Origin of the sequence: Nostoc sp. DedQUE12b (assembly GCF_034530835.1) — a bacterium.
Lineage (GTDB): Bacteria > Cyanobacteriota > Cyanobacteriia > Cyanobacteriales > Nostocaceae > Nostoc.
The window spans coordinates 82,947-102,508 of the sequence record NZ_JAVRCI010000014.1; the positions used below are offsets into that span (position 1 = coordinate 82,947).

At 40.6% G+C, this 19,562-nt stretch carries 17 protein-coding genes and 1 pseudogene; 10 read left to right on the plus strand and 8 right to left on the minus strand.

Features of this window, described 5'->3' with window-relative positions:
• Positions 1-294: 294 nt before the first annotated feature.
• The 6 genes and pseudogenes from RMY16_RS10085 to RMY16_RS32995 form a co-directional block, all read left to right on the plus strand.
• Complete coding sequence (locus RMY16_RS10085) at positions 295-1,275, plus strand: aldo/keto reductase (protein WP_322736239.1); 981 nt, start codon at positions 295-297, stop codon at positions 1,273-1,275.
• A 425-nt stretch (positions 1,276-1,700) separates the two neighbouring features.
• Positions 1,701-2,180, plus strand: a complete 480-nt coding sequence (locus RMY16_RS10090; protein WP_322736240.1) for a DUF4174 domain-containing protein — start codon at positions 1,701-1,703, stop codon at positions 2,178-2,180.
• Positions 2,181-2,604: 424 nt separating this feature from the next.
• The gene (locus RMY16_RS10095) at positions 2,605-2,877 is read left to right on the plus strand and encodes a GlsB/YeaQ/YmgE family stress response membrane protein (protein ID WP_099101964.1); all 273 of its coding nucleotides are present in this window, start codon (positions 2,605-2,607) and stop codon (positions 2,875-2,877) included.
• A gap of 1,160 nt (positions 2,878-4,037) precedes the next feature.
• On the plus strand, positions 4,038-4,736 hold the full coding sequence (locus RMY16_RS10100; RefSeq protein ID WP_322736241.1) for a hypothetical protein: 699 nt from the start codon (positions 4,038-4,040) through the stop codon (positions 4,734-4,736).
• 343 nt (positions 4,737-5,079) lie between these two features.
• Complete coding sequence (locus RMY16_RS10105) at positions 5,080-6,405, plus strand: hypothetical protein (RefSeq protein WP_322736242.1); 1,326 nt, start codon at positions 5,080-5,082, stop codon at positions 6,403-6,405.
• Between the two features lie 159 nt (positions 6,406-6,564).
• Positions 6,565-6,693: pseudogene (locus RMY16_RS32995) on the plus strand (ATP-binding cassette domain-containing protein); the annotation flags it as partial.
• Here the strand turns inward: RMY16_RS32995 and RMY16_RS10115 are convergent.
• The 5 genes from RMY16_RS10115 to RMY16_RS10135 all read right to left on the minus strand — a co-directional run bounded on the left by RMY16_RS10115 (position 6,684) and on the right by RMY16_RS10135 (position 12,438).
• Entirely contained in the window at positions 6,684-7,481 is a 798-nt protein-coding gene (locus tag RMY16_RS10115; RefSeq protein WP_322736243.1) for a superoxide dismutase, read from the minus strand. The pseudogene RMY16_RS32995 and the gene RMY16_RS10115 sit on opposite strands and share 10 nt — an antisense overlap.
• Positions 7,482-7,822: 341 nt before the next feature.
• On the minus strand, positions 7,823-8,380 hold the full coding sequence (locus RMY16_RS10120) for a 3'-5' exonuclease (protein WP_322736244.1): 558 nt from the start codon (positions 8,378-8,380) through the stop codon (positions 7,823-7,825).
• Between the two features lie 174 nt (positions 8,381-8,554).
• A complete protein-coding gene (locus RMY16_RS10125) occupies positions 8,555-8,989 on the minus strand; it encodes a hypothetical protein (protein ID WP_322736261.1) in 435 nt (144 codons plus the stop codon).
• Positions 8,990-9,114: 125 nt separating this feature from the next.
• Entirely contained in the window at positions 9,115-10,377 is a 1,263-nt protein-coding gene (locus RMY16_RS10130) for a sensor histidine kinase (RefSeq protein WP_322736245.1), read from the minus strand.
• A 177-nt stretch (positions 10,378-10,554) separates the two neighbouring features.
• Positions 10,555-12,438, minus strand: coding sequence for an ATP-binding protein (locus RMY16_RS10135; protein ID WP_322736246.1), 1,884 nt, complete (start codon positions 12,436-12,438; stop codon positions 10,555-10,557).
• Between the two features lie 258 nt (positions 12,439-12,696).
• On the opposite strand from RMY16_RS10135, the gene petN reads away from it, so the two are divergent.
• The 3 genes from petN (at position 12,697) to RMY16_RS10150 (ending at position 16,307) form a co-directional block, all read left to right on the plus strand.
• Complete coding sequence (gene petN, locus RMY16_RS10140) at positions 12,697-12,786, plus strand: cytochrome b6-f complex subunit PetN (protein WP_012408302.1); 90 nt, start codon at positions 12,697-12,699, stop codon at positions 12,784-12,786.
• A 7-nt stretch (positions 12,787-12,793) separates the two neighbouring features.
• On the plus strand, positions 12,794-12,955 hold the full coding sequence (locus tag RMY16_RS10145) for a hypothetical protein (protein ID WP_094350864.1): 162 nt from the start codon (positions 12,794-12,796) through the stop codon (positions 12,953-12,955).
• 154 nt (positions 12,956-13,109) lie between these two features.
• Positions 13,110-16,307, plus strand: coding sequence for a GAF domain-containing protein (locus tag RMY16_RS10150; RefSeq protein ID WP_322736247.1), 3,198 nt, complete (start codon positions 13,110-13,112; stop codon positions 16,305-16,307).
• Positions 16,308-16,869: 562 nt separating this feature from the next.
• Here RMY16_RS10150 and RMY16_RS10155 read toward each other — a convergent pair.
• Both RMY16_RS10155 and RMY16_RS10160 read right to left on the minus strand, forming a co-directional pair.
• Entirely contained in the window at positions 16,870-17,496 is a 627-nt protein-coding gene (locus RMY16_RS10155) for a hypothetical protein (protein ID WP_322736248.1), read from the minus strand.
• Between the two features lie 121 nt (positions 17,497-17,617).
• Positions 17,618-18,898 carry an acetyltransferase gene (locus tag RMY16_RS10160; protein WP_322736249.1) on the minus strand — a complete coding sequence of 427 codons (1,281 nt, stop codon included), beginning with the start codon at positions 18,896-18,898 and terminating at the stop codon, positions 17,618-17,620.
• Between RMY16_RS10160 and RMY16_RS10165 the strand changes: the two genes are divergently transcribed.
• Positions 18,897-19,052, plus strand: a complete 156-nt coding sequence (locus RMY16_RS10165; RefSeq protein ID WP_322736250.1) for a hypothetical protein — start codon at positions 18,897-18,899, stop codon at positions 19,050-19,052. The two genes, RMY16_RS10160 and RMY16_RS10165, sit on opposite strands and share 2 nt — an antisense overlap.
• A gap of 32 nt (positions 19,053-19,084) precedes the next feature.
• On the opposite strand, the gene RMY16_RS10170 is transcribed toward RMY16_RS10165, so the two are convergent.
• Positions 19,085-19,312 carry a hypothetical protein gene (locus RMY16_RS10170; RefSeq protein WP_322661024.1) on the minus strand — a complete coding sequence of 76 codons (228 nt, stop codon included), beginning with the start codon at positions 19,310-19,312 and terminating at the stop codon, positions 19,085-19,087.
• Between the last annotated feature and the right edge of the window lie 250 nt (positions 19,313-19,562).

Below are 19,562 nucleotides of genomic sequence, written 5' to 3' on the forward strand. Positions count from 1 at the left end.
TGTCTCTTGAATTGGTGGAGGTATTTGACCAAATTGCCATCAACTCTTTCCACTTCTTTTCTAAGGGGGAAAGGGTAAAGGTTAAAGGGAAAGGGTAATTCTATCGTTGCTTTCCCCTTTACCCCTTACCCCTTACCCAACTTCTGCAAGAAGTCTAATGAATGTGAAGCGCCCACAAATCAACGTACTTATATCAGTAAATACTTCTAATAATAGATGACTTGGTGGAAGGGAAAGGGATAATGCTGAAAGGCGTCATATTCTAAGACCAATTACTGAGTAAGAAATTATTTTATGAGAACCAGAAAGCTAGGCAAACAAGGGTTAGAAGTTTCAGTTATCGGACTTGGTTGTATGGGAATGTCTGAGTTCTATAGTGGTCGTGATGAAATCGAGGCGATCGCGACAATTCATCGGGCGTTAGAACTTGGAGTTAATTTTCTTGATACTGCTGATATGTATGGGCCGTTTACCAACGAGGAACTAGTAGGCAGAGCAATTAAAGATCGCCGAGATCGAGTAGTTTTAGCAACTAAATTTGGCAATGTCCGTACTGAAGATGGTGGTTTTAAAGGGGTTGATGGTAGACCAGAATATGTGCATCAAGCTTGCGATGCCTCGTTAAAACGTCTGGGAGTGGAAGTGATTGACCTCTATTATCAGCATCGGGTAGATCCAACTGTCCCTATTGAAGATACTGTCGGGGCAATGGCAGAGTTAGTCAAGCTGGGAAAAGTTCGTTATTTGGGGCTTTCGGAAGCTGCCCCGGCGACGATTCGACGGGCTGTAGCAGTTCACCCCATTACTGCACTGCAAACAGAATACTCTCTTTGGAGTCGAGAGCCAGAGGATGAAATTTTACCTACCGTGCGGGAATTAGGAATTGGGTTTGTTCCCTACAGCCCATTAGGAAGAGGGTTTTTATCAGGTGCGATCGCTAGCCCTAACGATCTTGCACCTGATGACTATAGAAGAAATTCTCCTCGCTTTCAAGGCGAGAATTTTTATAAAAACCTGGAATTAGTAGAGCAAGTCAAAGAGATCGCCAGCGAAAAAGGAGTAACTTCTAGTCAGCTTGCTTTAGCATGGCTATTTGCTCAAGGAGAAGATATTGTCCCAATCCCTGGTACAAAACGCCGTACTTACTTGGAGGAGAATATTGCAGCTACCGAAATTATCCTGACTGAGCAAGATTTGAATCGATTGGAAACAGTTGCACCAAAAAATGTGGCAGCTGGCGATCGCTATCCTGACATGAGTAGTGTTAACCGTTGATCCATCTGAGTGGTAGAGTATTTTTTCAAATTCCGCTTTAGATGCACAAGCAGACATTACCGCAGTTTAACAAAGTAATCACCCAGAATTCTCAGAGGAAATGTCTAAAATAGCGTAGGCGCAGCCCGTCGTAGACATCGCTATTTTATCGGCTATATGTCTGGATACTCATTCAATCATCTGGAAACTGCCAGCACGAGATATGTTCAATATCTTTGCTGCTGCATTTACTACAGACTGCATCAATCACAGAGTCCACCTATTCATAGTTGCAACTACGACAATGACAGAAAATGTTATTGCGGTTAGCCATTTCAATACCTTGATGCCATTGTTACAGTTGAGAAGAGTCTGGAAAAGCTTCTGACATTTTATCAAACCTTATTCATGTCATAGTCTACATTATGAGCCTAACAAGACCCAAAGTGAAGAACTCAATAGTAATTGCCCTGACGATCGCCGCATCTATAGCCCTATCGCCTGTTAGTATTGCTGGTACTGTTCAAGGTTCAACCCATACTATCAAAATGTCTTCATTTAACCTCAATTCTCAAAAATGGCAAAACCGCGTACTACTACTCTTTGCGCCATCTGTTGATAACCATAACTATCAGCAACAGATGCAGGTATTTAAACAGTATCAAAACGATTTTAAAGAGCGGGATTTAGTTCTTGTTCAAGTTTTGGCAACAGATAAAAGCTATGCCAACGAACAGTTAATAGATGAGTCTTATGCTGCCAATTTGCGAAATCGCTTTGGGGTTGATCAAGAAAATTTTCGCGTCATTTTAATCGGCAAAGATGGTGGTGTTAAGCGCCAAGAAACTACACCAGTCGAAGGGACAGCAATTTTTGAGCAAATTGACGCTATGCCTATGCGTCAGCAAGAAATGCAAGAACGATAAATTTGTAAAGCAGTTGGTTTTCTTGTTTAACACTAATGCAAGTACAGGCAATTGCCCTTTACTACAAATTCTACGCCAATCCCTATGTGCAAACCTCTTACAGCACCAGAACTCTACAAGTTGAGATTAAGTGTTAACCTACAAAAGTATCTCCTTTGAAACCTGAGTTCAATGCTTTAAGTAGATGAGAACAATCATTAAAAATGCATATACTGCAATTATCAAGCAATGAATTTATTAGCTCCTGGTTCAGACCTACTAGGAGCTTTTTTTATTATCTATTTCACTTCAGAGAGTTCATCAGGAGAAGTAATAGCGTTCATCCTCAAGGCTATCGATCATTGCTTCTGTTGGTAGATTGAATGTCAATATTTGGATTGCTATTGTGTATTTGTCACTAAAAAACGTTTATCAAATAAAAACAATGAATATTCTTGCTTGGATTGTTTTAGGTCTAATTGCTGGTGCGATTGCAAAGGCTATCTACCCTGGTCATCAAGGCGGCGGAATTTTAGGAACTATTTTATTAGGAATAGTTGGTGCTTTTATTGGTGGTAGTTTGGGTGTATTCTTCAGTACAGGAAGCTTTGCTCTAGCGGCTCCCTCTTTGAGTATTCCCGGTATTGCAGTAGCAGTTCTGGGCGCAATTGTTGCAGTCTTCTTGTGGAACGCATTAACTAGCCGCAGTGCTTTGTAATAAATTAAAATTAACTAATTTATAACTTACGCACTTTTTGTCTTACCTGTCAATGCGTAAGTTCTATTTATCAACAATTCTTGACATAATTTGCTGCTTGTCGTGTTCATAGCCTCAACATTATCAACCTGAATAATGTTGAGGCTATAATTTTATTTTGGATACCCTATCTGTCGCAAACATTTTTTGAATTGGTATTAGATAAGTCGTAAATTTCTACCTTACAGACTGATAATGTCTGCGGCAACAACAGCAACAACACGTTAAATCACAAATTTTATACTTGTAATCTAACTTAAATTTGTTTGGTGCATAGGCATAGCCCGTCATAGACATCGCTTGGCAGGATAATTAAAAACTTGGGTTAGCGATCGCAATCTATTATTTATACGTATATTATCTAAACTATGGTCATATTTAATACTTAAAAATAATGATTTACTAACAATAGTATTAAGTTATTAAATACTAATAATGTGTAAATAGATTAAGCTTGCCTCTCACCTATTTGCTATGAAATTTAATCAAGAGGTAGTTACGATTCCCAGTGTACAACTTTGACAACTGTCCACAATACTGTTGCATGTATCAAGGTCATGGTAATATTATCTTACTGTCAGGGAGATATTATTTTATACATCAATTTGTAACCATGCTGAAAGAGCTAGTTAGGTGCGCTACCTCGAAAAAACAAAAAATTATTCAACCTACCCAGGAAATCAACAAAAGCCCTAACGTGCAAAGCACAGAGCTTTTTAAACTCTGCTTATATAAGGTACTAAAGAGCTAACTAAAGCTCTTTTTTAGGAATCATCAGAGCCAGTAATAAAGGCATAAAACCCTCTTAGGATGGCAAAAAATTAGACAAGAGTAAATAGAAAAGTTTTGACACAATGTCAATAGTTTTTTGTATATGTAAAAATATCAAAAAGCCGAATTTGTCTTATCAATAAGACGTTAGCATTGTGTGTTTTATATTGCTTCTCTTTGCGCTTAATTACCTATGTATAAAAGTCCTATTTGATTAGTGAAAACTTAAGCTACCCTCGATCAAATCAGGCAAACAGTTAAATTTAACAAATAAATTAGGACTGCTAGATCAATCTTGATCTAGTAAAAATTCGATTATTTACAAAGTCAGTAAGAGTAACAGGAAAAACATGAATATCATAGTTCGTTTGTTTGGAGCGATCGTTCTCCAAGTATCTGCGTTGGCTGCAATGTCTAGCATGGCAATGTCTGATGACAAGCCCTTTCGCGTCAATACCCAACAGACACCTGCTGTTTATCCACGAAAAACAACACAGCCCTTTCGCGTCAATACTCAGCAGACACCTGCTGTTTATCCACGAAAAACAACACAGAGGATTTGCTCTTTAGATCCCATTGAAGATTTATTACCTCCACCACAAACTAAGACAAGTAATTCTTTGCTTTCTTACCTTGCTGAACAGGGTTTTACACAAAATAAAGAGGGTTCCTGGGTCTGTTATGCCAACGATCCTAAAAAAGAAGGGCGTTACTTTACTTTATTTAAGGTCAAACAAGTTAATAGCAGGCTCATAGCAAGTTCTTTCCTAGATGAAGGCAGTCTGATTCAAGGGCAGGAAAATCGTAGCTTGGACTTCTTTATGATGCTGATTGAGCGTCATACGAATAGTACTAAAGAGAATCGTCAAGGCATACGTAGATATCTACAAGCCTTCGTTTCCTTAGTCAAGGAAGGGAAGATCAAACCTACACGTCGTGGGTATCTTTTTGACCAACCAAACAGGGCTATGGTCTTATATCACACACTCTCATCAGGAAACCTTAAAGGTACAGGAATCACGATCAACATTTATTTACCTAAGAGTTGAATTGAGGAAGTAGGGGAGCAAAGGAGCAGAGGGGAATGGCACTAAGTTAAGACACAGCCCTTCCCCTGACTGGTTCCCAGCCTGGAGGCTGGGAACCCATTCTGGGAGGCTCTGCCTCCTCTTTCTTGACGAGAGGCAGAGCCTCTCTGAATACATTCCCAGTCTTAAGACTGGGAACGAGACTAAACAAGTCTTTGGGCTTTTCTTAGTGCCATTCGGAGCAGAGGGGCAGAGGTGACTTGGGGACAAGTCAGAACTTACAACAAATCTTTCCCTTGTCCCCAAGTCCTCTTTCCCATGCCCAATCCCCAATTAAATTGCTGTTGTTTAGTGGAGGTGCATCTTGTCTAGATCAATTGTTCAAAAAATTGCGATGCCAAAAGTGGTTCGCTTTGCAGCGATCGCATTTTCATCTGTTGCAGTAGTACTCACTACGTGTCAGTCTGCTTTTGCACAGCTAAATGTTGGACGCTATGGCATCCAACAAGGACTGGAGTCTGAGTATCTCCAGTACCAACTTAATAACCAGAATTTGAGCCGGATGCGAGTCATTCCTGGATGTGATGTGGGATTTGGTCTGACTTGCAATAAGACTGGATCGGTAATCCAACGATTAGTGGAGTTAAACAATGGGACTAGTTATCAAAACCTTCTGATCCGAGCAGCTGGTGGGGAGAGAAACTTCCAGAATTTCGCTAGTTTCTACGGCAATAATCCCAATCTCTCTGCGGTGCCTTACGCCTCATTTTGGAGAAATGCATCTCCCGCAATCATGGATGGATCTCAATACCTTCTTGGACAACCTTATGGTCGCAATCCAGTAGAAGGACTCGGACTTGTAACCAAGCAGTTCTACTGGGCACCATACTCAGGAGTCAATGACTCTGTTAGCCTTCGTAGTGGGTTACTAGACCTGAAATTGTCATACGGACGACTGCTGTTTGAAGAGGCCTCAAAAATTTCCAATATTCAAGAGCAGATTCAGTCTCTAGGTCTGTCGCCAGAGATGACAAATTTTTATTTAGATAAAATCTCTACAGGCTTGGATGCGTTGAGTGCTGGAGATCAGAACCAACTCCAACAGAAGATTTTTGAAGTCCTATCCTTTCCATACTCCGAAGATGGTGGGGAACTTGGACGCCCCAATAATGCGATTCCAGCGGAATTTAATCAGCTCTTAGGAGAAGATATCGCAGGAGATACTTTGCTAAGTGACAATCCATTGGCCTTGGATGGAGAAACAATAGCTTTTGATGCTTTCCCTGGCTCTACGGGAGATGTCTTGGTACCAGACAGTTCTAATTCCTTTCCACTTTGGCCAATAATCGGCGTTGGGGGTCTTGGTTTAATTCTGTTTCTACTACTGAGTGGCGATAGTTCTTCAGCTCAACCATCGACACCTGTTTCTTCAGATCAACCACCTGCACCTGTTTCTCCAGAAAATACACCTTTGTCTCTGACCAGTAAAGGCGAATGCGATCTGACCCCTAGTGGTAATGGTTCCAATCACACACAGATTGTTGAGATTCCGTGTAATGTTACTCCTCAAACCCCCACGGAAGTGAGGAAGGTAATGGAGCCATCAACGATCAAAGCGCTTGTATTGCTAATTGTTCTACTATGGATAGTCCGTAACAAACACCGAACTTTAAAAATCCTGAATTCGTAATTATGTTACATAAGGGGATTTAGCGAAAAGTTAGAGCGCTAGTTTCCAGCGATGTCTACGACAATCAACGTCTACGAGCATCAGGCTTAGAAAGAAATAATTAACCACTTAGGTTAGCACAGTTGGCTGTGCTAACCTACCTGCGTCACTCATTCAAATGAGAATGGCGAATACGTTTCTATTATGGGAATGTCTGGTTCTGGCAAGTCTACGTTGATGAATATCATCGGTTGCCTCGATCGCTCAACATCTGGACATTATGTTTTAGAAGGCAGCGTTCAGTTCGGGGAGCGTCCCGTAGAGGAGGAAAGGTATCGCCTGTTAATCTGCGGCCAATTCACCACATTCCACCAATTATCCAAATACTCAGCCCGACGGTTGCGATATTTTAGGTAATAAGCGTGTTCCCATAGATCGTTACCCATAATCGGATATGAACCCTCCATAATTGGGTTATCCTGATTTGCTGTGGTGACAATCTGGAGTTGCTTTTGAGGATTGCGTACTAGCCACACCCAACCACTACCGAAACGAGCTGCACCTGCTGCATTAAATTGTTTTTTAAAGGCATCAAAGCTGCCAAAAGTTTTGTTAATTTCTTGAGCGATCGCGCCTGATGGTTGTCCTCCACCTTGGGGACTCATGAGTTGCCAAAAAATCGTGTGGTTGAGATGACCACCAGCGTTATTACGTACCTTTGTGCGAATATCTTCAGGTACGCTGTTCAAATTCACTAGCAAACCTTCAACACTTCTTTTTTGCAAATCTGGATACTGTTTCAATGCATCATTTAAGTTCTTGACGTAACTAGCATGATGTGCGCCATGATGCAATTTCATCGTTTCAGCATCAATCGCTTTTCCTAGTGCCCCATAAGCATAAGGTAATGGTGGTAGCTGTGCGGGAGAAGCACTTAATGACCTATTAGGATAAGCTACAGTGGCAAATGATCTAGCTGTTGTTGGTGTAGAAGTTTGTGCCTCAGCTATTGGTACTAGTTCATGAGAAATTAGTAGAATAGTCAACACAATTGTTGTGAAGAAAAAAACTATTGTTTTTCGCCAAAATCTAATCATTAATTGTAGCCTCAAAATCAATCTTATTGGCTTATAACCCGATTCTAAACTGTTATTTCGCAGTTCAATTTAGCAAAATCTTATATATATTACCTTAGTTGGTAGTTAATTCGAGCAAAATATACACATAGCTGAAATTTTATTTTTTCAGCTTATAATTCAAACCTTATAACTAAAATTTTTTTTAGACTAAGAATAATAATTATTCATACGACTCCTGATTCTATTATGCTATGGGAGTCTTAACTCGCTTATGCAAATATCCTGCTTACAGCATAATAGCTAGATTTTATCAACTATTTTAGCTAGGCTACGCTACTAAAACTTTTCTATTATTCAGCTTATTTTTTGCTTTTAATCTGTCTGTAGATCGCTGCAATATTGCGGGCATCATCAATACCGCGATGGTGTGTACCTTTTAATTCTATCCCCAACTCATTCAGAGCCTGTGCCATACCAAATTTTTTAGATACACCAAGATATTCCGAAAATTCCTCTTTGATATTTATATGTTCTGAAGTAAAAGGATAAGGAAAATTATGAAACGCACAATCTTGAATAAATTGTTTTTTGTCGTAATTGCCCCAAGAACAAAAAATATAGTCGGGAAATAACTTAATCCATTCTTTAAAGCGAGAAATTGCCTCTAAAAATTTTGGTGCTTCGTCAATATCTTGCTGGCGAATACTAGTCAATTCTGTGCAAAAGCCTGTCAGTTGGGGATGTCTCACAGGTTGGATGAATTGCTGAAACTCTGAATCAATTTCCCACGTTGTTCGATTGAGCATCACTGCACCGATTTCGATGATTTCCATTTGGTGACGGGGAATAGTTTTTTTGTTACAGCATGTCGCTTCCAAATCAACTATCAGATAATAGTGGGATATTTTAGTATTCATATTATGTAATAAAGATGATTAATCTTAGTAATTATTTATACGTGGTTTTTAATAATTACACAATTATTTTTGTAAGTTTGTTGTATGTATCATACTACAAAAATGTGATGCTTACAGCCTTTTTGATTTATTTGAACTACAGCTAGCTGTAAGACCACATTAAGGAAAGGGGATTTAGATTGATGAAAAAGGTTTAACCCAACGGAATTGAATAGCGAGATCAAGAGCGATCGCAGCCAGTGCAAACCATAACAAACTTTCTGCCGCCAACACCAAAAAAGGCCAAATTGTGCTGATAGAATTCCACCCAAGTTCTATCTGAGTTAATCCGCGCACCAAGCCAAAGGCTAACACGCCACCAGCTTTGAGTTGAGGATTTTTATCAGAACGGATGATATAGCGGTAGGTGACACCAAATAGGAAACCAGTAAAAGTTGCAACTGCACCACTCACCAGCAAGCGCCAGTTAACATCATTTTGCAGACATACAAGCATCTGAAAATACTTTGCCAGTACGAAAGTATTCACCAGACTGGCGATCGCGAAGCTAAAACACACAGATGAACCCCCAACTATTCCAGCCTTGAGGGATTCTATGCGTTCTGCCATTAATTGAGGATCTAAAGTTGAATTCACTCTATATATAAATTAGGTATTGGAAATTGGGAAAACTCTTCCCCAATTTCCAATATGATAAATGCTAGAGCAGTTTTGTAATTAATCAAATGTTGTTCTCAAGTAGGAATTTTGATGATAAACTCAGTTCCCATACCAGGTTGAGAATTCACTTCTAAAACACCTTTGTGTTTCTCTACAACAATTTGATATGCGATAGACAAGCCAAGTCCAGTACCTTTTCCAACAGTTTTTGTCGTAAATAAAGGCTCAAACAAGCGTTTTTTAAGCCGTTCAGGAATACCAACCCCATTGTCAGCAATCCGAATTATAACTAATTGTTCAGAATCGATTTCTGTTGCAATTTTAATCTGAGGAATTAGATTGCTCATTTTACCTAGCATTATAGCTTCATCAAGGGCATCAACAGCATTTGCCAGAATGTTCATAAATACTTGATTCATCTGCCCTAGATAGCAGTTAACCTGTGGTAAGTCTCCATAATTTTTAATAACTTCGATGCCGGGGCGATCGCCATTAGCCTTGAGGCGGTGTTGTAAAATCATTAGTGTGCTATCTAGTCCTTGATGCAAATCAGCAGCTATTTTGGCATCACTATCCGAGCGAGAGAAGTTGCGGAGTGAATTAGAAAGGTTTTGAATTCGTTCACTTCCTATGTGGAGTGAGTTCAATATTTTTCCCATATCTTCGAGAACAAAGTTAAGATCCAAGCTCTTAATAGTATTGGTAATTTTGGTTGTTGGGTTGGGATACTCTTGTTCATATAGTAAAAGCAACTCAGTTACTGCTGTAATATATTCTTGCAAGGGTGGAATATTGCTAGAAATAAAGTTGATGGGGTTATTGATTTCATGGCCAATACCAGCGATTAGCTCTCCGAGTGTTGATAGTTTCTCTTGCTGCACTAGTTGGACTTGAGCTTTTTGCAAATCCTTGGTGCGATCGCTGACTTGTTGTTCCAAAGATTCAGTCAATTGTTTGAGTTGTAAATGTACGCGCACTCTTGCAATCACCTCCTCCTGTGCAAATGGTTTAGGGATATAGTCTACCGCGCCAAGGGAAAATCCCTTCGTTTTGCTTTCCGTATCTGCTAAGGCAGTGGTGAAAATAATCGGAATGTTTTGGGTAACAGGATTGGCTTTGAGACGGCGACAAGTTTCAAATCCGTCAATACCAGGCATTTGTACATCCAGTAAAATCAACTCTGGTTGATTGCGTTCGGCTTGAGCGATGGCACTTTCTCCATCGACTGCAACACGAAAACGAAAACCCTCACTATTGAGCGCTTCACACAAGACAGATAAATTTGTTGGATTATCATCCACAATCAAAATAAATCCGGTATCTGATATTTTGGGCATGATGAATTAACAATTGAAAATTAACTCAAATTAATTGATGTATTGTTGAATAAAAGAATTCAGGAATCAGAATTCAGAATGGGCTAAACGCCCCGCGATCGCTAACAGAATTGAATTAGCATAGCTAGTTAATAACTAGTCTTGAAATGCTTTTACAGCTCGTCTCATTTATTCTGACTACTGAATACTTACAATAAAATTTTCCAAACGTTTGAGTTGAAAATTACTAGCAAGTTGGACGAGCTGCTGGACAAAAATGCTTAAATGCTCGTCAGATTTAGAAAGTTCCTCGGCTAGTTCCAAAATTTTTTGAATATCGCCGTCTTGCGTTAGTTCGAGTAAATCTTGTAAAACCTCTTTGCCAGGATAAATCATCTCATTTTGTCGATCCAAAGCATCTGTATCGGTTTTTTTGATTTCATCTAGCTTCACATCAAAAATCCATTCCAGTTGCAAAAACTGTCGTAGCATTTCCAGCAACGTTTCAGCTTCTACAGGTTTTGGTAGAAATGCATTTGCACCTACATCAATACTCTTGTACTGGTCTGCTGCAAACACACTGGCTGAGGAAGCGATGACCGCAATCTCTTTAAATTGCTCAGACTGACGCAAACGTTCGATCAACTCAAATCCATTCAACATAGGCATCACGAGGTCAGTGATAATCAAGTCTGGTTTATGGGCTAGAGCTTTTTCCCATCCTTCCTGACCCTGACTAGCTTCTACAACATGAAACCCAACTGGCTCTAGTAAATTTACAATTACCGATCGATTTTCCCATTTGTCATCTGCAATCAAAATGGTGCGGCTTTGTCCTTGATAACCAATAATAGTTCCTTGCTCAACCGCTCTAGAAACCTTTGCCCAGTCTTTAGATTCTGGAAATTCTGCCTCGAACCAGAAAGTGCTACCTTTACCCAATTTACTTTGTACTTGAATTTGACTACCCATCAACAAAACAATGTTTTGGCTGATTGCTAATCCCAAGCCTGTACCTTCAGATTGTCGCTTTTGATTTCCCACTTGTTCAAAAGGTTGAAAGATTTTTTGGGCTTGTTCAGGGATTATCCCCGCACCAGTATCTATTACCTCAAAGCGAATTTTATAGTTAGTCTGTCCATTAGTATTTAATTCTTGAGCAATGACCTTAACTTTGAAGGTGACACTGCCTTCATTAGTAAATTTAATTGCATTACTAAGCAAGTTAATCAGAACTTGCCGCAAGCGTTTTTCATCAGTATGAATGCCCGTTGGTAAATCAGGATCGAGTTGGACGTAAAATGCGATCGCCTTTTGTTCTGCCCGGATGCGGGAAATTTCAGTCACACTATCTATAAAAGCAGGCAAGTAGAAATCAACAGCATACAATTCTAGTTTCCGGGCTTCTATTTTGGAGAGATCCAGGACATCATTAATTAGGGTCAAAAGATGAGAGCCACATTGATAAATAATACTGACTCCTTTACGTCCTTTCTCACTCAAAGATTCTGTGCGTTGGAGAATTTGTGTATAGCCAAGAATACCGTTAAGAGGTGTGCGTAGTTCATGACTCATATTGGCCAGAAATTCACTCTTGGCTTGGTTGGAGCTTTGAGCGACTTCTTCTGCCAGGCGTAGTTCTTTCTCAATGCGCTTGCGCTCGACAATTTCAGTTGAAAGCGCTCGATTAATAACTTCTAACTGAGCAGGGCTAGGTAGGCTTAGAGCTTGAGGCATGAGATAAAATAACGCAAATGCCGTATATATCGAAATAATGGCAGTAAAAGCTTTTAAACTGCCTGAAATCCAATAGTCTGGATGCCAAAGCGTCCAAATATCCATCAGGTGTCCAGTACCGCAGGCAATGATAAAAGCACCAAATAACAAAAAGACTCCATTAAAAGGAACGTCTTTACGCTTGGAAATAAAGTAAATCAGTAGGAAGGGAATAGAATAATAGGCTAGAGCGATCGTGGCATCAGAAATAATGTGGAGCCAAACTAATCCAGTTTGCCAGAGATAACAATGTCCGTGAGGAATAAAACCGTTGGAGTGGAAAGGATAGTTGAAAAATGTCGGCATGATATTAGGGGTTGCGGGATTGTAAATATATACGCATAGCCCTAGTATTCCCAAAGCATCAAGTTAGAAAGCGCGATCGCTACTTTTTTACATTCGTCTTTATCATTGCTTAAAGTACTAGCGTATCAAGGAAAATCTGGTGTCTTTTTTGCGCTCGCACGCCAAACTTACAATGTCATTGATAAAAAAATCTCAGCCTGCCCAATCCCTGTATGATAAATATTAGAAACCTTTTGTAATTATTTGAAAAGTGGGACTATGGAGATTTTGACACTAGGTTGGGTATCGCTGTTAGTTGTGTTCACTTGGTCAATTGCAATGGTAGTTTGGGGACGTAACGGACTGTAGAGGTATTGTGGAAAGTCCATTCTTGAGTATTTTGGCTTTATTTGCTGTAGTGCTGCTCGTAGTAGTCACTGGTGGTATTGGTTATTTGACCCTGGCAGATTGGCGCGATCGCCGTCGTCGAGATGAAGAGAAACGCACCACCCGCAGCGCCACTCCCAAGCGGCGATAATTTTCTCGTAATTTAAAATTTTTATTGTAGGGACATGATATTATCGTGTCCCTACAGTATTTTGTATGACATTCCCAGGAAATAACTGTTACCTTTGCGATCGCAACGGGAATCATGAGATAGAAGACTTTCAATATTTAAAGTCCCACTGGGAATGGAAAACTCCTCTACTACTCAACCCATACAACCAAATTCAGAACGGCAAGAATCTCATTCAGATGTGACATGCTCTTTGCGTCAGAATGAGCAACAAAAAGCCTTATCTGGAGTTATTGCCCGTATTCGGGAGTCTCTAGACATAGAAACTATCTTCAAAATTACAGTCACTGAAGTCCGCCAACTTCTAAAAAGCGATCGGGTTGGCGTGTTTCGTTTTTATCCTGATTTGGCATGGGAAGGGGAATTTATCTATGAAGATGTGGCAACAGAATGGGATTCGGCACTAGCAGCCAAACTGCGCGATCACTGCTTTAGTGAGGAGTTCGCAGGACTGTATCAGCAAGGCCGAATTCGAGCAATAGATGATATTTATCAAGTTAATGCCAGTGATTGCTACATCCAAATTCTGGAAAGATTCCAAGTACGTGCCAATATAATTGCCCCTTTGATCAAAGGTAAAGATTTATGGGGATTGTTGTGTATTCATCAGTGTGGTAGTCCTCGACAATGGGAAGCATCAGAAATTGAGTTTGTGCAGTTAATCGCCGAACATCTAGGAGTTGCTTTACAGCAAGCAGATTACCTGGAACAAGCAAAACTACAATCAGCAGAACTAGCACAAGCAAAAGCCAGAGAAAAAGCAGCCCAATGGCAGAAAACCATAGCCATCACTGTTGAGAAAATTCGTCAGTCCCTAGATTTGGAAAGCATTTTCCACACAACCACCGCAGAACTTAGGCAACTGCTAAATGCTGATCGCGTGGCTATTTATCGCTTCCATGCCGATTGGAGTGGTGAATTCGTGTTTGAATCAGTGGCAGAGGGTTGGGTTTCCTTGATAGATCAACAGTCGCAACGGCCGGAATTGAAAGAGAACGTCAGCGAATGTAGCGCCAAAGATTTAGCTAACCCCCCAGTTGCTGATACCTACTTACAAGATACAGAGGGTGGTAGCTTCAGTCAGTGTGAAGTGTACCGGATTTGTAATGATATTTACAATTCTGACTTTAGTGACTGCTACATTAAAATTTTAGAGATATATCAAGCAAGAGCTTATGCGATCGTTGCCATTTACCACGGTCAGAAGCTTTGGGGCTTGCTAGCAGCGTACCAAAATGCTGGTGCTCGTGATTGGCAAAAAGATGAGGTTTACTTACTTACCCAAGTGGGTACTCAACTAGGTGTGGCTTTGCAGCAAGCGGAATTTATCCAACAAATGCAAATCCAAGCAGCAGACATCAGCAAAGCTGCTGAAAGGCAAAGGGCGTTAGCGAACACTGTCGAAAAAATTCGTCAGTCTCTTGAGATTGAAGCCATATTTAAAACCACTACTCAAGAAGTTCGTCGGCTATTAGAAGTAGAACGAGTCGCAATTTATCGCTTCTATCCTGATTGGAGTGGGGAATTTGTGGCTGATTCCATCGTTGATGGCTGGACACCAATTGTTAAGCCGCAGCCAGTAACAGAAGGCGTTCTTGTGCAAGGAAAACAAGCGGGTAAGTACGCACGTAATGAAGTTTTTGTACCAATTTCTCAGGGTGAAAAGCTGTGGGGATTGCTAGTAGCTTATCAAAACTCCCAGCCCCGTTATTGGCAAGATGAAGAAATCAACTTGCTAGCACAAGTTGGCGTTCAATTGGGGGTAGCATTACAGCAAGCTGAATCCTTGACACAGATGCAAGTGCAAGCCCAAAAACTGGCTCAAGCGGCCGAACGAGAACGGAAAGCAGCCGAAAGGCAGAAGGCCCTAGCCGCAACGGTGGAGAAAATCCGCCACTCTCTTGATATTGACACCATTTTTGCGACCAGTACAGAAGAAGTCCGACGGCTATTGGAAGTTGACCGAGTGACAATCTATAGATTCGGGACTGATTGGAGTGGGAAATTTGTTGCTGAGTCTTTAGCCCAAGGTTGGACACCAGTAAAGGAAATTATACCTGCGATGTCTACAATGGTCACTGAGCGACTTGCCTTGAGCGAAGTCGAAAAGAGTCGAAGTGCGGGCTACGCCTACGCAAGTAATTACTTGCAAGAAACCCAAGGTGGGGATTTTGCTAATGGTAAAACTCTTGTTGTTAAGGATATTTACAGCACCGATGAGTCTATTTCTTATATTGCCCTGATTGAACTAATGGAAGCTAGGGCATATATGATTGTGCCGATTTTTCAAGGTGAGAAACTTTGGGGATTGCTAGCAGCTTATCAAAATATCCAACCCCGGGATTGGCAAGAAGATGAGGTAGATTTGCTGATGCAGATTGGTACTCAGTTAGGGGTAGGACTTCAGCAAGCGGAATTACTCGAACAAACTCAATGTCAAAAAGAAGAGCTGACCCAGACTCTTAAAGAATTACAGCACACTCAAAGCCAGTTAATTCAAAGTGAGAAAATGGCAGGTTTAGGTCAGTTAGTTGCTGGTGTAGCACATGAAATTAATAACCCGATTAGTTTTATTTATGGGAATATCACTTATGTTACTGAACATACCGAAAATTTATTTAAATTACTGCGTCTTTATCAGAAACAGTATCCTAAAGCAACAGGAGAAATTCAAAAGCAAGTAGCAGCACTAGATTTAGATTTTATTAGTGATGACTTGCCCAAAATTTTGACTTCAATGAAGATAGGGGCAGAGCGGATTTCTCAATTAGTCTTGTCGTTACGAAGTTTTTCTCGACTTGACGAAGCAGGAATGAAGCCCGTTGATCTTCATGAAGGTATCGACAGTACTTTGCTAATTTTACAACATCGACTGCAACCAGAAACTAATACTTTTGCGATTGAGGTAGTTAAGCAATATGGTGAATTGCCGCCTGTAGTTTGCTATGCAGCCCAGATGAATCAGGTGTTTATGAATATTCTCAACAATGCGATCGATGCACTGGAAAACTCAGCAACTAGTGGGAAAAAAATTGACAATCCTAAAATTTGGATACGTACAGAAGTTATAGAAGAGAATACTGTTCTGATTTGGATTGCTGACAATGGTTGTGGGATTCCAGAGATTGTGCGATCGCGCATTTTTGAACCTTTCTTTACCACCAAACAACCTGGACAAGGTACTGGTTTAGGGTTATCTATTAGTTACCAAATTATTGTCGAAAAACACGGCGGTTATATCAAATGTATTTCTGAACCTAGTAACGGCTCTGAGTTCTGGATACAAATCCCGATGAAACGGACAATTAGTTAGGAAAAAATAGGTACTCATTTAAAGCTGCTGCTGTTTTTGATTCCTTTTGATAACCGCAGAAACTGACCCAGTTTTTAATTGGAGTATGTGCTGAGTCAGATCGGATTGAGTCAGCAAATGCAATATGGCTGGAGTACAACAAGGACAAAACAATTGTTCAAGGGGAAGCATAACTATTACTGTCTGAGATTTGTATATTGAGTTAGGCATTCATGGTGTACTAACGACACCAGTATAGCTAAGTGCTGAGTGCTGAGTGCTGAGTGCTGAGTAAAAATCCAGTTTTTTCAAGACTTTGAGCAATCAACACTGTCCTAATCTGTGTGACTACGGCTATATATGTAACGAACTAATTCAGGGGACTCTTGTCAATCTTCTCGTTTTTCCTGATGAGTTTAAAAGCTAAAATTACACTATTCAACCGAATGGGTAGCCAAAGTGTCGCAAATCTCATTGATCCATTGCGCTCCCTAATGGCACAAGCTATTCTCATCAGAGAAAATCTCCCTGCACGTATATCAATCCTTTATGAAGAACAAGCACTGAGATTGCACCACAAACATTAGAAAAACTCACTATCGGTGCTATTTTTGGTGACACAAGCGCTATTACAGGTGTTATTAGTACCATTCAATTCAGAGGTAGTAGTTGCACCAACTGCCATTACTTGAGACCATTCACTGACGCGGTTGTTATCTAAGACAGCTCGCACTCGATAACCAAGCTGAATTTTATGCATTAACAAGATTAAATCACGGTTGAGTAATCCTTGTGATTTTTGGTTTTCATTAGATGCAGCTTGTATACGAAAGCAGCGATCGCTTTGTCGTTTGAACTTGGGAGATTTGCCTTCCATAAGCACCGTTTGCAGTTCGTATGCTTCAGCTTCAGGATATGCTTCCCAGCAAAGTTGCCAGTAAGTCGACCAGCGAATTAACTGGGCTGGTAATTCCTCGACTTCATCCGACAATGTAGACACAAGTCCGGTGACTGAGGGTTGTACTACTTGAGGCTGACTGGAGGTGATATCAGCAGTTACAGGGTTTATAAATCCTGGTTGCCCAACCTTCTGTGCAGCTATGGATGAACCATCATCAACAATTAGTATCAGCCCGAATATCAAAGTTAACAGCAGCATCAATCGTAGGCATTGTAATTGCACTAACGACAAGATTTTCAGATTCATCATTCTGCAAAAGTTAATTGCTTAGGCACAAGCCAAAAAAAAGATACCAGCCGTCATAAAAGAGATCCACGCTACACAACGAGTAGCTAAAAATACGGCTGGTATAGGAGTGACGGTCTTCCCCTTACCACTCCACAGGTAGAATCATACTGCCGTTGTCGGCATAGATTGTTCGAGAACGCACCTCTGTGTTGGGAGCTAATGTAGAATTGAAGACTGCGCTTTTTTGCCCAATTGCTGAGTTTTTGCCAATGCTGGCGCGGAATATAACAGAGTTCGGCCCTAGCCCTACGGCATCACCTATGCTAGTTTCAGGGCCATTAGCAACACCATTGACAACCTGCCTACCGCCATGAACTAGAGCGCGAGGCCCATAACCAACTCCATTACCAAGAGTCAAACTAGTGGTTTCTAATGCGTGAAAGACAACATCGTTTGCCATACCAGCAATTTTGCCAACATTAAAAGGTTGACCTTCATCAGCACGCAGCGAAATTCTATTACCTATTTTGTCACTAAGGCTTGCTAAAGAATCTTTCAGAACGAGATTGCCGATGATGCGGTTACGGAAGTTTGGATCGCGAGTAACACTCCCACCTATCTGTGGCAGACCTCCAGGGTTAAAAGCTGTGACTGGAGCGTAATTTATCCCTTTTACATTTGTCAAATCTGCTCTAGCTAATTCTGTGTAACCTTTGGCAAATGCATCATTGACTTCAATAATGCCTTCCATTAATGCAACGTCGGCTTGGGTCAGGTTTGCCACTTTCCCCAAACTGCCGCTAGTAGCTTCAAAGTTATTTGTGACGTTTTTACCTGGCAGGACTACTTTCCCGGCAGGCAAGGTAACACCAGGGCCAACCCGTGAGAGAAAGTTGATTACCGTGTTTCTTTCTACAGTTGCACCGTCTATTTCACAGTTGAAAGCGAGAAATGTCTCTGGAATATTGTTGTTAAACTGAGCATTGCTAATCGGGTCGGTAAAAGGCCCAGTAGAACCTTGAGTACCGATTTTGGCTGCACCTTTGACAATGGCCATGTGTGCCAAAATGACTCGTCGCCCAATCTCTACTCCCGTTCCCGAAGCTGTAATTTTCACTTGGTCTTGGACATTAGAATCTTCTGCAATTCTAATGGGAGCAGTAGTAGCGTCTAACTTGGCAAATGGTGCAACATAGACTTTTTTGCCCAAGCTTATATTTGTTGGATTTCTGATTGTTGCAGTTGGGTCAATGAAACTAGCTGACTCTGAAGGTGCTGTGCTTGGACATATAGGTAGGTTATTCGCCGTTGGATTACAACCCCCTCCAGTAGCAACGGCGGGTTGTTTATGTATCTGTGTACCTATGACAAACGCTAGGATAATTGCAACTAAGGCGCTAAAAATTGGGCGAGGTTTGAACATGGAAAGAAAACTCCTCACGGTTTTGGAATATTTGGCTATGGGAAATCTGCGCTCTCAAGTAAAAGGTATACTCAGGCACTCGCCTACAGTGGGCGAAACACGATCGCAACCGCAGGAATTACTAAAAAATTACATTGCACCCATCTTTATTTAGGCTCTTTCTCTGTTTGAGTATGAGACAAAGGGTTAACCACCCCAATAACCTGCCAATTTGACGACTACTTGCAAGATAGATGATAATAAGGAGTTCAAAACTGGAACTGTAACTATCGTTGTTGCCCCAGCAGCCGCCTCATTGTAGACACTTTGCCAAGCTTCTGGCCCGCTAGTAGATTGCCTATCGATTTGTGTACTAACAGCTAACGTTAAGCCAAGCGCAGCTAAACCAACTAGTATTGTGCGACGTTTCAACATTATTTCTTGATACCTAATAGTTCGCCAAGTTTATTGGGTAAGGTAAAGCGAAAAGGTACAAGACCTACTTAAACTTTTCGGTTTACCTAACCTAATAACTTTCAAATTTAATTTAATCAAGTGCAAATTGCTACATCTAGCAATTAACAAGCCATTGTAATCTTATTTGCTGTTTAACACTAGAGTTTTAGATATTGAAAAAATTTATGGAAATAATAAAAATAGTATTAAATTTATAATGTAAAACTGT